13 protein-coding genes are annotated in these 15,413 nt (G+C 52.1%); 3 read left to right on the forward strand and 10 right to left on the reverse strand.

Annotated features, from left to right (window positions below; genetic code table 11):
• Nucleotides 1–14: 14 nt before the first annotated feature.
• The 4 genes from P9J64_13085 to P9J64_13100 all read right to left on the reverse strand — a co-directional run bounded on the left by P9J64_13085 (nt 15) and on the right by P9J64_13100 (nt 4,450).
• Nucleotides 15–1,658: a glutamate synthase-related protein gene (locus P9J64_13085; GenBank protein ID MDG5469256.1), complete on the reverse strand. Its 1,644-nt coding sequence runs from the start codon at nt 1,656–1,658 to the stop codon at nt 15–17.
• Nucleotides 1,646–2,752, reverse strand: a complete 1,107-nt coding sequence (locus P9J64_13090) for a glutamine amidotransferase family protein (protein ID MDG5469257.1) — start codon at nt 2,750–2,752, stop codon at nt 1,646–1,648. The genes P9J64_13085 and P9J64_13090 overlap by 13 nt, the downstream gene beginning before the upstream one ends.
• A gap of 332 nt (nt 2,753–3,084) precedes the next feature.
• The gene (locus P9J64_13095; protein ID MDG5469258.1) at nt 3,085–4,152 is read right to left on the reverse strand and encodes a branched-chain amino acid aminotransferase; all 1,068 of its coding nucleotides are present in this window, start codon (nt 4,150–4,152) and stop codon (nt 3,085–3,087) included.
• Between the two features lie 127 nt (nt 4,153–4,279).
• Nucleotides 4,280–4,450, reverse strand: coding sequence for a hypothetical protein (locus P9J64_13100; protein MDG5469259.1), 171 nt, complete (start codon nt 4,448–4,450; stop codon nt 4,280–4,282).
• Between the two features lie 208 nt (nt 4,451–4,658).
• On the opposite strand from P9J64_13100, the gene P9J64_13105 reads away from it, so the two are divergent.
• Nucleotides 4,659–4,967 (forward strand): J domain-containing protein, encoded by a 309-nt coding sequence (locus P9J64_13105; protein MDG5469260.1) that lies wholly within the window; start codon nt 4,659–4,661, stop codon nt 4,965–4,967.
• A 164-nt stretch (nt 4,968–5,131) separates the two neighbouring features.
• Here P9J64_13105 and P9J64_13110 read toward each other — a convergent pair whose 3' ends face one another.
• Nucleotides 5,132–5,761, reverse strand: a complete 630-nt coding sequence (locus P9J64_13110; protein ID MDG5469261.1) for a carbonic anhydrase — start codon at nt 5,759–5,761, stop codon at nt 5,132–5,134.
• A 79-nt stretch (nt 5,762–5,840) separates the two neighbouring features.
• Nucleotides 5,841–6,776, reverse strand: a complete 936-nt coding sequence (locus tag P9J64_13115) for a LysR family transcriptional regulator (protein MDG5469262.1) — start codon at nt 6,774–6,776, stop codon at nt 5,841–5,843.
• Nucleotides 6,777–7,010: 234 nt separating this feature from the next.
• On the opposite strand from P9J64_13115, the gene P9J64_13120 reads away from it, so the two are divergent.
• Entirely contained in the window at nt 7,011–8,030 is a 1,020-nt protein-coding gene (locus P9J64_13120) for a GSU2203 family decaheme c-type cytochrome (GenBank protein MDG5469263.1), read from the forward strand.
• A 16-nt stretch (nt 8,031–8,046) separates the two neighbouring features.
• Nucleotides 8,047–10,326, forward strand: a complete 2,280-nt coding sequence (locus P9J64_13125) for a GSU2204 family CXXCH-containing (seleno)protein (protein ID MDG5469264.1) — start codon at nt 8,047–8,049, stop codon at nt 10,324–10,326.
• A 293-nt stretch (nt 10,327–10,619) separates the two neighbouring features.
• Here P9J64_13125 and P9J64_13130 read toward each other — a convergent pair whose 3' ends face one another.
• The 4 genes from P9J64_13130 to P9J64_13145 form a co-directional block, all read right to left on the reverse strand.
• On the reverse strand, nt 10,620–12,017 hold the full coding sequence (locus P9J64_13130; GenBank protein ID MDG5469265.1) for a DegQ family serine endoprotease: 1,398 nt from the start codon (nt 12,015–12,017) through the stop codon (nt 10,620–10,622).
• 175 nt (nt 12,018–12,192) lie between these two features.
• Complete coding sequence (locus P9J64_13135; protein ID MDG5469266.1) at nt 12,193–13,653, reverse strand: heavy metal sensor histidine kinase; 1,461 nt, start codon at nt 13,651–13,653, stop codon at nt 12,193–12,195.
• A 2-nt stretch (nt 13,654–13,655) separates the two neighbouring features.
• The gene (locus P9J64_13140) at nt 13,656–14,327 is read right to left on the reverse strand and encodes a response regulator transcription factor (protein ID MDG5469267.1); all 672 of its coding nucleotides are present in this window, start codon (nt 14,325–14,327) and stop codon (nt 13,656–13,658) included.
• A 108-nt stretch (nt 14,328–14,435) separates the two neighbouring features.
• Nucleotides 14,436–15,245 carry a kinase/pyrophosphorylase gene (locus P9J64_13145; protein MDG5469268.1) on the reverse strand — a complete coding sequence of 270 codons (810 nt, stop codon included), beginning with the start codon at nt 15,243–15,245 and terminating at the stop codon, nt 14,436–14,438.
• Nucleotides 15,246–15,413 lie beyond the last annotated feature (168 nt).

Genomic DNA, 15,413 nt, shown 5'->3' on the forward strand with positions numbered 1-15,413 from the left:
TCTAGCCTCGGACTTTAACATACGTACTGAATATCCAACCTGTCAGCGACGGCCTTGTCCGTGGAGATCAAAGCATCGGAACGACCTACCGGCAACGATGAGTTGCCAATCGGGGCCATCAACTTCTTGAACTCGGTATCCATGGCCAGGAAGTAATTGACAATATTCTCGGCGACCCGGTCGACATCGAGGCGATGCACTAACTGCTCTTCCTGAGTGGTGATACCGACCGGACAGAGGCCCGTGTTGCAAGCGTTGCAGCGGCCCATGTCATTGCCGACGCAACCGGCCATCTGCAGAATCAACTTACCGGTGAAAACTCCGTTGGCACCGAGGCACATCATTTTGAATGCGTCCGCAGCCAAGTCACCGGTTTTGCCGAGACCGCCAGCTGCCCAGAGTGGAATCTGGCCCTGACGACCCTGGGCCGTCGCGGCCTGGTAGCAGTCACGCAGTTTGGATACGATTGGATGACCCGTGTGGTCTAGAGAGACCTCATGGGCCGCACCGGTACCGCCATCAATGCCGTCGAGGAAGAAACCACCGACGATATTGTAAGGATCGCGCACCAGGTTGTTGAAAACGCTGACCGAAGTCGACGACGCCGCAACCTTGATCGCCACAGGCACGCGAAACTTGAATGCCGAGTTGAAAGAGAGGAACATCTTCTGCACGCTCTCTTCAATAGAATATAGGCCCTGATGGTTCGGTGGTGAGAGCAGGTCAGCCTTGGGCACACCACGAATTGCCTGGATATGCTCGGCGACCTTGCCGGCTTGCAGAAGTCCGCCATCGCCGGGCTTGGCGCCCTGGCCAATCTTGATCAGGATACCGGCGGGATCTTCGACCATATGCGGCATCGCCTTGGCGATCCGGTTCCAGCCGAAATGGCCCGAGGCGATCTGCAGGATCATGTATTTGAGGTACCTGCTCTTGAGCAAACGTACCGGAACACCACCCTCACCCGAGCACATGCGTACCGGCATGCCGCACTCTTCGTTGAGGTAAGCGACGGCGATGGCGACGGCTTCCCACATCCGCCAGGAGAGGGCTCCGATCGACATGTCACCGATAATCACCGGGTAGATCCAGCGCACCGGCGGCATGGAGGCTTCCACCTGCAGGTTGTTCTGGTCATCGATGCTGAACGGCAGACTCTGAGCGGGCATGATGCGGCCAAAGGGGGCGAGCAGATCGAAGGTATGCCGCTGCGCATCGAGACTCGGGTCGGTCATCTGCGAAATACGACCGATGCGCATTTTGTCGAGGGTACGCACAGACGACTCGAGATTCTTCCGGCCACCGCGCTTGATCGAATCGCCACCGAGACAGCGGGTAATAACCGGATGCCGGGTGTCCTGGTTTCTCTCAGGAGCGATAGCATCGTTGGGACAGACTTTCTCGCAGATACCACAGCCACGACAGTAGTGCTGCACATCTTTGACCTGGCGAATAACCGGTACCGCGGAGAAGCGTTGTTGTGGGTCGGGCAGTTCCCCTTCGGAGAAAACCATGCGCCGACGCTCTACCTTGCATTCGATGGCACGGAAGGAACATGCTGAAACACAGGAACCACAGAGAGTGCAGCGACTGGCGTCATACTTGATTTTCCAGGGCATGTCATTCGGTGTGACATGCTGAACTCTCATTGTCTCCATCGCTGCACCTCCAGGCTGTTATCGATGGCTACGATTTCACGCTCATGAGGGTAGATGTCCGTTTCCCAGTCGCGGTCAGGCAGGATGTCGTTGATACCACAGACTTCGGAGGAGATAACCACTGTGTCATGGGTACGGCCAACCACCACGGGACGCAGCTTCTTGGCATCGCAGCAGGTAAACATGGTGAAATCAGGCAACACCCCGATGATGGTGTTGGGGCCATTGATCTCCAGATGAGCCAACGACTGGCGCATTGCCAGAAGCTGCTCTTTATCTTCGCGTTGCTCCAGGTCACCAAAGGGTAAAGGCGTGACCACGTGCTTGTAATATCGCAGCGGCCAACGCAATTCACGATGCACGTAATGGAGCGTGTAAAGGAAACACTGGGAGTCAGACTCGAAACCGATATAGCCGCGATGCAGCTTGCGCTGGGCTTCAACGTTCTTCAGATAGAAAGTATTTTCACCGTTGGCCAGCGCCGTGTAACCCTGCATGAAAAAAGGGTGGGCGGCGTAACGCACGATATCGTAGTTGGTATTCTGACGACATTGGGCGGTGATCACCCTTGCGGTGAACTTCTCGTCCGGAGTCCAAAGTTTGAAGTAGGTACCGATATCACGAGGGTCACCGATCTCCTTGAGGGTTACGACATCAGGCCAGAATGAGTAGACAAAGCCCTGCTCATCCTTCTCAAGAGCTTTACGCAACTTAAGGCGCATATCGAGGAGCAACTCCTCTTTGTCCTTCTGTTCGCCATTACGGAAATAACGTGGATAATCAAAAGTCTCGAAAACATAGTTCGGCATGGCGTGAATATCCAGACCGGGTTGTGGGTCAGTTTCCGGAACCCACTGCATGACACGCTGGAAACCTGCCTCGTGCAGCATATCTTCGGCAAGCTTCAAACCCTCATCCGTGCACGCCATGGAGAGCGTCGGCAGATGTTTGTAATTTTCGAAGAGACCACCGAGATCGTGCATGACCATGGCAAAGCCGGAGTTGTCATGCCCTTTCTGTTGGGACTCCATCAACTTCAGCGCGAGACTGGGATGGACATAGTTTGAGCTTTTAATTGCACCAATTCGGCACATCTAGAGCACCTCCTGAAAACATTCATTAAGTCCCTGGTTCATGGCAAAGTGCTTAGAATAAGGGCCATTACGTAAAAACAGAACAGCGGGGCGCTTCTAAATAGCAATCGCCATGCCACATAGTCCGGGGATGGATCAAACGAACCCAAAAGCGCTGTAAAGACTTGAAGTTATTATTCAAGATGTTTCCAGGAAGGGACGCTTTAATCCTCGCCACAGGGAGGACAAAGCAGATAATGAGTAATTATGTGCTCGAAGTGAGTAATATATAAACACAAACGCCCCCTGCTTAAGCGCAGGGGGCGTGTTTCAAACAATGCTTTTACAACAGGTCAAAGCAGATCAACCCAGCCATGCGGATCAGGCATGCGACCATACTGAATATCGGTCAAGGTATCGTAAAGCTCCTGCGTCACTCGCCCTGTTGTCTTACCATCCCCTATTACAACCGTACGGCCCTTATAGGTAAACTGGCCAACGGGCGAGATCACAACCGCGGTTCCTGTTCCAAAGGCTTCTGTGATACGACCACTCTCAACACCGGCAAAGATATCGCCAACCGACAAGGCACGCTCTTCGACTTCGATCCCGTTATAGCGGGCCAACTCCAGCACCGAGCGCCGGGTGATTCCATCAAGGATCGTTCCCTTCAACGGCGAGGTTACCAGCTTACCGTCACAGATAAAGCAGAGGTTCATACTACCGACCTCTTCGACATATTTTTTCTCTTTGGCGTCGAGCCAAAGAACCTGATCGTAACCCTTCTCCGCAGCTTCTCGTGCAGCATACAGGCTCGCAGCGTAGTTGCCGCCGGTCTTGACTTCCCCGGTGCCACCATCGGCAGCACGCACATAGTGATCAGAGATCCAGATCTTGACCGGCGCCAGACCACCCTTGTAATAGGCACCAACCGGACAGACGATAATATAGCAAAGGTATTCTTCGGCGGGCCGCACACCCAGCATCGGCTCCGAGGCAATCATGGTTGGCCGGATATAGAGGCTGGTCCCTTCATTGCGCGGCACCCAGTCTGACTCAAGCCGGATCAACTCTTTCAGGGAATGCAGCATGAAGGCTTCATCAACCTCGGGCATACACATACGACGGGCGCTATGGTTAAAACGACGGAAGTTATCCATCGGCCTGAAAAGCGCGATCCGCCCGTCCGGCCGACGAAACGCCTTCAGCCCTTCAAATATCTCCTGTGCATAATGAAAAACCATGGCGGCCGGATCGAGGGAGAAGTTCTGATAGGGCTGGATACGGGCATCATGCCAACCCTGACCCGCTTTATAATCCATGACAAACATGCGGTCGGAGAACTGCTTGCCGAAGGTTAGTTCGCTTTCGTCATCAAGGCGGGGTTTGAGATTTTCCAGGGGAAGGATTTGCAGGTCCATACGCTTGTCACCCTCTCTAAAAGTGCTGTTTTTATAAAGACTTCAAGCATATTTTTTAGCACAGGGCAAAACATTCACGCAAGATATTAAGCCGGCAGAGAGGCACAATGTGACAAAAAGGCCTTCTCTAATCAACCTCTCTGGCAAGATCCAGGCGCGCATCGCCATACAACAAGTTACGCTTGTTGTCGTCGGCTTCCTCCTCTTTAAAACGGTCGAGGAAACGATGGTACTCAGCCAAGTCGGCCAGATCCTTCATATCAACCGAAGAGCTTTTAACACGCCACAAGTCTTCCATAAGAGCCTCCCTAAAAACTGCAACAAGGTTAACGACAAACAAAGGATAACTCTTCCCATATATTTTTCAAGGTATTTTTTACCACATATAACAGAACGTAGTCTCACAAAAATCATCCTTTCGAAGCACAACCCCCCTTAAGGCTTGAAATGACAACCAATCTGCTGTTCTACTATTAAAAATCCGGAAATTTTGCAGGAGAAAATAAATGACCTACCAGGACTTCAAAAAAGCAGTCTCAATATTTGGACTAGGAGAGAGGGCCAATCTAGCCCAGATCAAGGACAAGCAGCGGGAACTCGTCAAAGCGCACCACCCCGACAGGGCCAAGAGCTCTGATCCGGAAGCGATTCGCGAAATCAACAGTGCCTACGAAATCCTTATGGAATACTGCAACGGCTATCAATTTTGCTTTAGCGAGGAAGAATTTCTGGAACAGACCCCAACCGAGAGGCTAAAGCGCCAGTTCGGCTGGGATCCGGTTTGGGGAGGGCAAAAGGAAGCTCAAGACGATTGACTAGCAGCCTGTCGGACAATCAGGACTGAAGCGAAAATTTGAATATTTGAGGCCAGATCTTGACTCATTTGAGAGGAATAGCCGTCGCTATTGGTCGAAAAGGAGCCGAGATATGGACCAAATAGACGAATTTGCAGCGAGTTTATTGATTGTCCGACAGGCTGCTAGGGAGCTGCCACCAGCTCGAAAGTTTCAGTCTGGTCGTTAAAGTTGAAGATCTCACCCGTCTCAATAATGTAGTACCAACCATAAATCTTCAAACGACCCTCCCGATAACGCTCCTTCACATAGGGGTAGGTCAGCAAGTTGCGCATCTGTACCAGGATATTGATCTGCTCCGTCATCCACTCACGTTTTTGCGCAGACCCGGAACCGATTTGACGGTCAACTCGCGCGCGCACTTCCTGGGAAATCGCAAGCCAACGCCTGACATGTGGGAGGTGAGCCAATTCTTCCTCAGACTGGTTCATAGCGGCACAGCCACCGCAGTTGGAATGGCCACAGACAACAATATTTTCCACTTCCAACGCCTGCACAGCGTACTCTATCGATGATGTCGTACCAGCATATTCCTCTGTGTTTCGATAGGGCGGGACGATGTTCGCGACATTCCTGACAGTAAACAGCTCACCGGGCATGGTGCGGGTAATCAGGTCCGGTACAACGCGCGAATCTGCACAGCCGATAAAGAGTGTGTGCGGCTTCTGATTTCGACCCAGGGACTCGAAGAGCTCCTTGTGTGCTTCAAAATCTTCTTCGCGAAACTTTACAACGCCCTTAAAAAGCTTATCCATAGACCCTCTTCAAAAATGACCAAGGCCTCCCCATTATGGGGGAACCCACAGGTTGAATAGTAAGCAACAGCAAACCACATCAAGCAGAGCTACTGACCAACTTTGGCCTCCAGAAAGGCGAAACCACCTCAAAGATGCTTTCCAGAAGCGCTTTCAACAAGACCTCTTCACTACGCTGCGGAAGGACTGCAACGCTTCTGCCGCGAGTGTGATCGAAACCTTGCACACGCAAGCCGACAAGTTCTCCGGAGGCCAGGTAATTACTGACCAAGGCCTGTGACACGTAGGCAATCCCGTCTCCTGCGAGAACAGACTGAAGAGTGAAGCGTAAATCATCAGAAACGATAACGCCCTCAAAGTCATCAAAGCTATAACCGCAACTCAACAGATTCTTGCGCATCAACTCCTTGGAGCTACAGCCATCACGGCGCGCAAAGAGTCTCATGCCCTTCAGGTCTTCCAGCTTGACAGTGCCATCCACGTTAGGCAGCGCCATCGATGAGGCGGCAACAACCAACATCTCGTCATCAGGCATGGAATAGCGATCAAATCCGCTAAAATCAAGATCCAAGCGATGCTCAATCACCGCCAGGTCAAACTCCTCGTGACGTAACCCGGCCAAGGCCTCTTCCGGCTGCATGAAGATAAACTTGAGATCATTCATATCGGAATGCACACGCAGGAAGTCGTTCAGAACCTGTGGGAGATAAGCCATGCCAAAAGTTGGTGTGCAACAAATGGAGAGACGTTTTCTGGCATTGGACGTCTGCAGACAGGACAGCAACTCCCTCTCCTTATCGAGGATGTCTTTAGCCTTGGAAAAAACAACTTTACCCGCAGAGGTTAAAGCAAGCCTCTGACCGGAACGGTCAAGTAACTGCTGACCGAAATGATCCTCCAGAAACTTAATCCTCTGCGACACTGCAGACTGGGTAATATGCAGAATTTCCGCGGCCTTGGAAAAGGTTCCCGACTCAACCGAAGCAACCAGAGTGTTCAGATATCGCGTTTCCATCTATAAACCCACATACAACATTAGAGACTATAAACATTACTTATGGAAGCCATTAGAATGTTTCGTTTTACCCTACCACCAAAGGGCCATATCATACAATAGATTCCAGTTGTCAAATAAGCGGTTTCACTCCGTTCCGGTCGAAGGGTTTAGAAAGGAGGATTTAAAAAAAATTATCGGCCGGAAATCGTTACATTCATTTAATTGAGGTAGTCAGTATGAAAAGGAGAAATCATGCATAGGAAGGTATCACTATCCAGGACGTCCTGGCTGGTCAAACTCCTTCCCCTGTTACTGTTCCTGGGGGCATGCGCCACCGGAGCAATCAGGGAGAAGCAGTTAACACTGCCAGTTATTGACGGCGCAACTTCCGTAGGCCAAGAGGCCTGCGCGGAGTGTCATGAAGGTATGAGCGCAGGTGTTCACTCGCGCTTGGCCGGATTCGAGTATATGGGCGGCACCGAAGGGTGCGAAGCTTGCCATGGCGGCGGCAGCCTGCATGTCGACTCGGACGGCGATCAGATTCTCAAGTTTGGCGAACTGCTGCCGGAAGAATCTGCAGCGATTTGCGCCAAGTGTCACGCTGACGGCAAACTGATGGACTGGACACACAGCGAGCACGCCCTTACCGATGTGGGCTGCACCGACTGCCACTCTGTTCATGCCGGCGGCAAAACAGCTCTCAAGCAGCAGGATCCAGAGCTCTGCTATTCCTGTCATCAGGAGCAACAGGCAAAAGCCAACTTCCCCTCCCATCATCCGATCAAGGAAGGCAAAATGAATTGCGGCGATTGTCACAATCCTCACGGCGAGTTGAATACCGTCGAGCGCACCAACGACCTCTGCCTTGACTGTCACAGCCGTTACCAGGGGCCATTCGTTTTTGGCCATGCTCCCGTAGAAGATGACTGCACCATCTGTCACGACCCACATGGTTCGGTGGCCAACAACATGCTGGTTCAGAATGAGCCCTTCCTCTGCCTGCAGTGCCATGAAGGTCATTTTCACATCCTGCGCAAGGGCTTCGACCCGGCGAGCGGCAACTACACAACCCCGGGCGCGAACCCAACCCCCAACATGCCTGGTGGCGTCCCGGCCGGAGCAACCGTCCCGGCTAAAGTTGACGCAGCCAACCCGCATGGTGTTGAAGGATGGCAGATGTCATTCGGCACAAAGTGCACCACATGTCACGCTGTTGTACATGGCAGCGATTTACCATCACAACCACTTACCGGTGGCGGTCTGACCCGCTAACTTAGGAGGCAATAAAATGAAGCACTTAGTAAAGCTGCTTGCGCTATTGTCCATCCTGGTCTTGGCGGCGACCTCCACGCTGGCAATTGCGGAAGAAGAATCCGCACATCTCAGCGGCAAAATGGAAGTCGGCGTTTCAGGAGTGGATACCAAGGACAATCCTGCACGCGTCAATGAGTACGCAAAATATCGTTCAAAAGATGGAGTCAACCTGGCTCCAAGCCTTGACCTGGAGTATTCAAGCAAGAAACTCGAACTCGGGTTCGAGGGCTCCTCAATGGGTCCTCGCGACCAGAAGTATGACCTCGGACTTGATTACAGTCGTATTTTCAAGCTCGATGTCGAATACCAGGTGTTCGAGCACTGGAAAGACCATGACAATCTCGGTCACATCGGTGCGACCATGAGGGGAGATATCGCCGGAGAACAACCTCGTGTAACGTCCGACGCTACTGTCGGACAGATTGGCGTTGACACCATCCCTGAAGCTAATGAGCGCTACTACCAGGAACTCGACAACAATTACATTATCACCCATCGCGAGATGGAAAACGATGCTGAACTGACACTGCCCACACTGCCGAACGTAACCTTCCATGCTGGCTACCGCATAGAAGAGCGTGAAGGCCTGGAGCAGGCCAGAACCTCAAGTAAGTGCAATCAGTGTCACATCCAGGCCAACGGTAAAGACATCGACGAGAAAACGGAAGACCTGACCTTTGGCGCCACTGGTAAATTCGGATTAGTCACGATCGACTATGAGTATCTCACACGTGACTTTAACGCAGATGGCAAATCACCTTCTTACAACTACGTAGGCTCCGGGGCTACTCACGGTGGAGTACTGGACACCGCCACTCTCCTCTATTATGGAGAAGAGCTAACTTACGGCCAGACCCCTGACTCCGAGAAGGACAGTCACTCCGTAAAGGCACGTCTCGACATAGCTCGTGGTTCCTCTGTAACTGCATCGTATGTCAAGGCCGACATTGAGTCGAACAAGGATACGGACCCCTCCTATACACTCAGCAAGAGTACTTTGAAGAGTGAATTTGAGTCCTTCTTCCTGAAAGGTTCAACGCGTATCGGTGGGCTGCGGCTCTCCCTGCGTGGCGGCACCTACGAGATTGATGGGCCGACATATACGGCCAACTTCCCCGACTTGGTTGGAGCGAACATTGATCCTGCCGTACGCGACACCGCCACAGGCAATGTCGAGTACGAATCTGCGGAATCCCGCGAGGTGACGGAGTTGGGCATCGACGGTGTCTACCGTCTGGCCATCGCCACAACCTTGCGTCTTGGTTACGAGTACGAAGAGATCGACCGGGACGAAGACGAGTTAGGCGACACGGAGACCAACACCTTTAAGGTCGCTGTGAACACCCGTCTGAACAAGCAACTGTCCGGACGCATCAGCTACAAGTACCAGGATATCGACGAACCTCTCGCAGGCCCTAAAACCGGAATCCTACAAACAGCTGCATACCAGGACCCGAATTTTCCGGGAATGGCCTACGACAACACAGCCAACTACCTCGGCGACCCCGGCAACGGCCCCGCTGTGTACTACTGGAATACGGCCTACCCGAATCGGATGCTCGACACCTCCATGTCACCGGATGAGGTTAATGAAGTCAAACTTTCTACGACCTGGGCCCCGGCGGCCAACGTGGCAGCAACATTTTTTGCCCGGGTTCGTAAGGAGGAGAACGACTCTGTCAATTATGAGCAGAAAACCTACATCCCTGGTGCTTCAATCTACTACGCACCAAACGACAAGTTGAACCTGACCATGGCGTACACGTTCAACAAGATGGAAACGGAGAATCAGATGTGCGTCGGCTGGTACCATGGCTGAGCGAACTCCATCTCATCGACCCAGTTTGGGTCGTACTGCGACACAGCCGAATATGATTCTGACGTTCACACTTTAGCCCTGAATGCTGACTATCAGGCCACCGAAAAACTGAGCCTCAATGCTGGCTTTATCTACAACAACGCCGAAGACAGCTGGAAATGGGAGTTTGGCGATCGCCCGCAACTAGTGTTTGGAGGATCAGCAAAGCCCAGCTACGACAACACCGATGGCTACAACAACCTGATCGACAGCTACTCTGATCTTTCTTATGAGCAGTATTCGACAACGGTTGGCGGAACCTACCAATTCACGGATGCTCTGTATACGACGGCATCTTTCACTTACGACGTCTTCGAATCTGATGAAGAGTATGTCTATGGTGATGAGGATGGTAAGGCTTACTACAGCTACGTTGGTGTTGGTTACCGTTTCTAAACCGCAAAGCAAAAACAGTTTTGCCTCTTGTGATGCCCGGCTGGTTCTCCAGCCGGGCCTTTTTATTGCTGGCCACAACCCAACAAAAGGCAAGGTGTTTTACAGAGCTTCAGGACAACACCTTTGCGTCTTTCCTGGCTTTTCTTAGCGTCTTTGCGTTGCTCTTTTGATTTCAGCCTTAGCTGTTTTGCTGAGAAAAGACGTACTCCCTTTGCTTGGATTATCGCCCCGGGAAAAAACGCCCTCGCTAACAGATGCAGCGAGGGCGTTGTCTATCAAACAGCCGAAAAGGCTTATTTGAGCTTTACCGTCGTATAGAGCAGAGTCGATTTACGCTGAATCAACAGGCGCAAGACTTTCCCTTCCCGGAGACCGTCAATAACGGTCTTGAAAGACTTGACCGAGTCAACTTCTTGTCCATCGGCCTCCAGGATCAGGTCACCCACACGCAGGTTGGCCTCAGCGGCAGGGCCGTCGGGATCAATCCGGGTCACGAGAACGCCCTCTTTACCCTCGAGGCTGTAGCGTGCCGCCAACTCCGGAGTCACATCAGCAGCAGTGATGCCGAGCGCACCTTCCTCCTGCTTTTCTTCAGCGACAAACCCGCCGTTGCCTTCATCGAGTTTGCCAATCTTGACTTTCACTTCTCGTTTCTTGTCATCTCGGAAGATTTCAACTTTTACCGTTTTATCCACAGCCGTGGCTGCCACCAGCTGTGGCAAGTCATTTAACTCCTTGATCATCTGGCCATCAAAGGTCAGGATCACATCGCCACGCTTCAACCCTGCGTCGGCGGCAGGAGAATCTTTGACAACCTCATTGACCAGGGCACCGTGGGTATCCTCCAGGCCAAAAGAATCTGCCAGCTCTTTACTCATAGCCTGCACAGTCACTCCCAACCAGCCTCGAGTCACATGGCCATCATCACGCAGCTGTGGGATAATCTGCTTCGCCATGTTCACCGGTATGGCAAAGCCGATGCCCTGCCCTCCGGCGATGATCGCGGTATTGATACCAATGACCTCGCCCTTCATATTGAACAACGGGCCACCGGAGTTGCCCGGATTGATCGACGCGTCGGTCTGGATAAAATCATCGTAAGGGCCTGCACCGATGGTACGCCCCTTAGCCGAGATGATCCCCACCGTAACAGTCTGTTCCAGGCCAAAGGGATTGCCAATAGCCATCACCCACTCGCCGACCCTGATACCGTCACTCTCGCCAAGGCTGGCAACCGGCAGATCTTCACCGGCTTCGATCTTGATCAGCGCCAGGTCAAGCTTGGGATCGAGGCCGCGCACTTCGCCGCCGAACTCACGTCCGTCAGAGAGCTTGACCGTAATCTTGTCTGCACCATCGACCACGTGGTCATTGGTGAGGATATAGCCGTCTTCAGAGATAATAAAGCCGGAGCCTAACGAGCTTGCCTTACGCTGCGACTTTGGCATCTCGTTAAAAAAGCGGCCAAAGAATTCTTCGAAAAGTTCATTGCCACCACCGGGAGTCCTCGGCCCAGGAAAGGATGGTGACCGTGATACCACGGTTTTTGCGGTACTGATATTAACCACAGCCGGCTTTAGCCGCTCGGCCAGGGAGACAAAATCCGTCGGCTGGGCGCTGGCAGGAACAATCCAGCAGAAGATCAAAACCAAAGCTAAAAACAAAACTTCGACAGGACGCAACTTACTCATAACTTCCTCCATTGAAACGATGAATGTAGTGCCCACATGTAAGAGGAGCAGACACAACTACCGTTAAATGTAATAACGCTCTATCAAACTGTCAATTGCCGCGCTCGATAAAAACGCATTTCGGCCAAGCACAGTCGTGATTGGCCGAATTAAGAGAAAAATTGCCTGTAAAAAGCTATACCAGGATCGTCGACTTGGGGTGCTTCCCCTCTTCCGGGCCCTCTAGCGGCAAGCGCACAGAAAAAGAACTGCCCTTGTGAACTTCGGAGGAGACCTGGATACTGCCACCGTGGGCCTCAACAATCCATTTGACGATTGAAAGGCCGAGTCCGGTGCCGCCATCCATGCGATTACGGGCTTTATCGACCCGGTAAAAACGGTCGAAGATATGCGCAAGATGCTCTTCCGGGATACCAATACCTGAGTCATTAATAGAGATAACGGCAGAGTCCTCAAGCATTTTCAGGCCAATCTCGAGGCGACCGCCCTCGGGGGTATACTTGATGGCGTTGGAAATCAGGTTGAGGAACATTTGACGCAGGCGCAGCTCATCACCGCGAATACGGATCTCTTCTTCAACCTCGAGCAGCAGTTCGACTTCAATCTGCTTTGTCTCGCACAGAAGGCGACTCTGCAGGTACAGGTCCTGCACCAGGTCACTCAGGCTGAGTTCTTTCATCTCAAGTGACAGTTCACCAACCTCGCTTTTCGCCAGGGTCAGCAGGCTTTCGATAATCCGCTCCATGCGATCAATCTCTTCCATGTTGGACGTCAACATGTCGCGGAACTCTTCCGGGGTCTTGGCCCAGCGCAGTGTAACTTCTGTTTCGCCACGGAGAATCGTCAGCGGCGTTCGCAGCTCATGAGACGCATCACCAGAGAACTGGCGGACACGCCGGAACGACTTTTCGAGGCGATCCAGCATCTGATTGAGGCAGCCAACCATCTGCGAAAGCTCATCCTGATAATTCCCCAAGGGGAGACGGCGCGAAAGGTTGTCCGCAGTAATCCCCTGTGCAGCCTCAGTGACTTCTATAATCGGCGCAATGAGCCTCTCAGCCAACAGCCAGCAGCCAAGGCAGAGCCAGAAGATCGCGAAAGGACCGACGACCAGGTAGATCAGGCGTAGCTCTTCTATCGTTTCCTGTAAGGGTCCAAGCTCTTGAGCAACCTGGACGACACCCAACAAACGGGAATCTTCCACCAGGGGAGCGGAAAGCAGGCGTACAAGCTCTCCATTGGCCAGCTCAACAGTTTCCATGTGCTCATTAAGCCAGCGCACCTGCTGACGGGCAACGGGACCAAAAGGAAGCGCGCGATCAACCAGGTTATCCGAAGAACAGATCTCCTGCAGGCTCGCATCGCGCAGCAACAGGTAGGCAATCCAGTTATTGCTGTGGGTCAGGCTTTCCATCCCGTCACAACTCTGTTCGCCGTCACTGGCTGCGATAATTTCAGAATGATGCTGATCAAGGGTGCGCGCGATTTCCCGAACCTGGCGGTCAACCTGCTCACGCAGGTTATGGGAAAAGTAGTGGTACGAAAAAAGAGCACTGACTGCCAGGATGACAGCCAGTGTCATTGCGTACCAGAATGTAAGACGAACCCGGATCGACCATATGAGCGAAGAGCCCAAGTCTAATCCTCCTTGAGGACGTAGCCGATACCGCGAACGGTGTGAATCAACTTATTGGTGTAGTCGCGATCAACCTTCTTGCGCAGGTAATTGACATACACATCGATGATATTGGTGAAGGAATCAAACGTGTAATCCCAGACATGCTCGGCGATCATGGTTCGCGTCAGAGTCGTCTCCGGGTTGCGCATGAAGAACTCCAGAAGAGCATATTCTTTGGCGGTCAGATCAATCTCAGAATCACTACGCCAGACCTTGTGAGCCACCGGGTCAAGGCGCAGATCCGCATAAGTGATTTCCGCGCCACGCTCCTGGGTACCACGACGGACCAGGGCACGCACGCGAGCCAGAAGCTCAGCAAAGGCAAACGGTTTGGTCAGATAATCGTCACTGCCTGAATCGAGACCGGCGACGATGTCTTCAACCGTATCTTTGGCAGTCAGGCAGAGCACCGGGCTTTCAACACCTTTTTCGCGCAAGGCCTTGATTGCCTGTAGCCCATCCATCTTCGGCAGCATAACATCCATGAGAATCAGGTCGAAAGAGCTCTGACTACCCATTTCAACACCGGATTCGCCATCGTAAGCCACTTCAACCGAGAAGCCCTCACCTTCCAGACCGCGCTGGATAAAGCTGGCAACTTTCTTTTCGTCTTCTACTACGAGAATGCGCATAATCATTTCTCCTCTATTAAGTTCTATTCTTTAATTCCTGCGTGGCAACGGGCGTCCTTTAACGAGTGCCCTGCAAATCTAATGGATCTCTTTACTTTTCCTTACAACTTACTTTAGCCCCAAACGAACCAGGACCTCATTTGCCGTCTCTTCAATCGCCTTACTCGAGACGTCGATAACCGCCCAGGGGTGGCCACGGAAAAACTTTTTGGCAAACTTCAATTCTTCTTCGATCTCTTCATAATCAGCGTAAGCCGCCCTGGGATCCTGACCCAGGTTACGCAAACGTGCGGCACGCACCTCAACCAGACGCTGGGGATCTATGATCAGGGCTGCGATTCGCTTCGGGTCGATCTCGTAGAGTTCCGGGGGAGGATCGATCCCTTTCACCAGGGGTACGTTGGCAACCTTCCAGCCGCGATGAGCCAGATAGATGGAAAGCGGCGTCTTGCTGGTTCGGGAAATCCCGACCAGGACGATATCAGCCAGGTAGAGGTTACGAGGTTCCTGACCATCATCCTGCTTGACTGTAAACTCGATCGCTTCAATGCGTCTAAAATAGGCTTCATCGATACCATGCAAGAGGCCCGGCGTCTCTTTCGGAGACCGTCCAACAAAGTGAGCAACTTTCATCAGAAGCGGTGTCAGCAGATCAATACTGATTAAACCTAAACTGTCACACTCATCATGAGTTAACTGGGCGAGTTCCCTGTTAACAATCGTGTAAACAACAAGAGCACTGTTGGCAAGAGCCTCGTCAAGAGACTCGTACACTTGATTCTTGGTACGAACATTGTTGACGCGAATCAAGCGTACCGGCTTATCACGAAACTGGGTTAACGCCGCCAAAACCATTTTTTCAGCGGTTTCACCGGTTGCATCAGAAAGCAGATAAATTGCCTGACCAGTTAACATCAAGAATCCTCATGAGAACACTACCGAAGTCTAACAGAATCTAATGAAAAAACAAATATCAAATATTACACCTTCACCACCATTACAATGGCAAATCAGCAACTTCCAAGAGTCAAACAGAAACCACACAGCGCATTTATTACCACTAAATACCTTTCTCTCATTAGTTAA

Source organism: Deltaproteobacteria bacterium IMCC39524 (genome assembly GCA_029667085.1).
Taxonomy (GTDB): Bacteria; Desulfobacterota; Desulfuromonadia; order Desulfuromonadales; family BM103; genus M0040.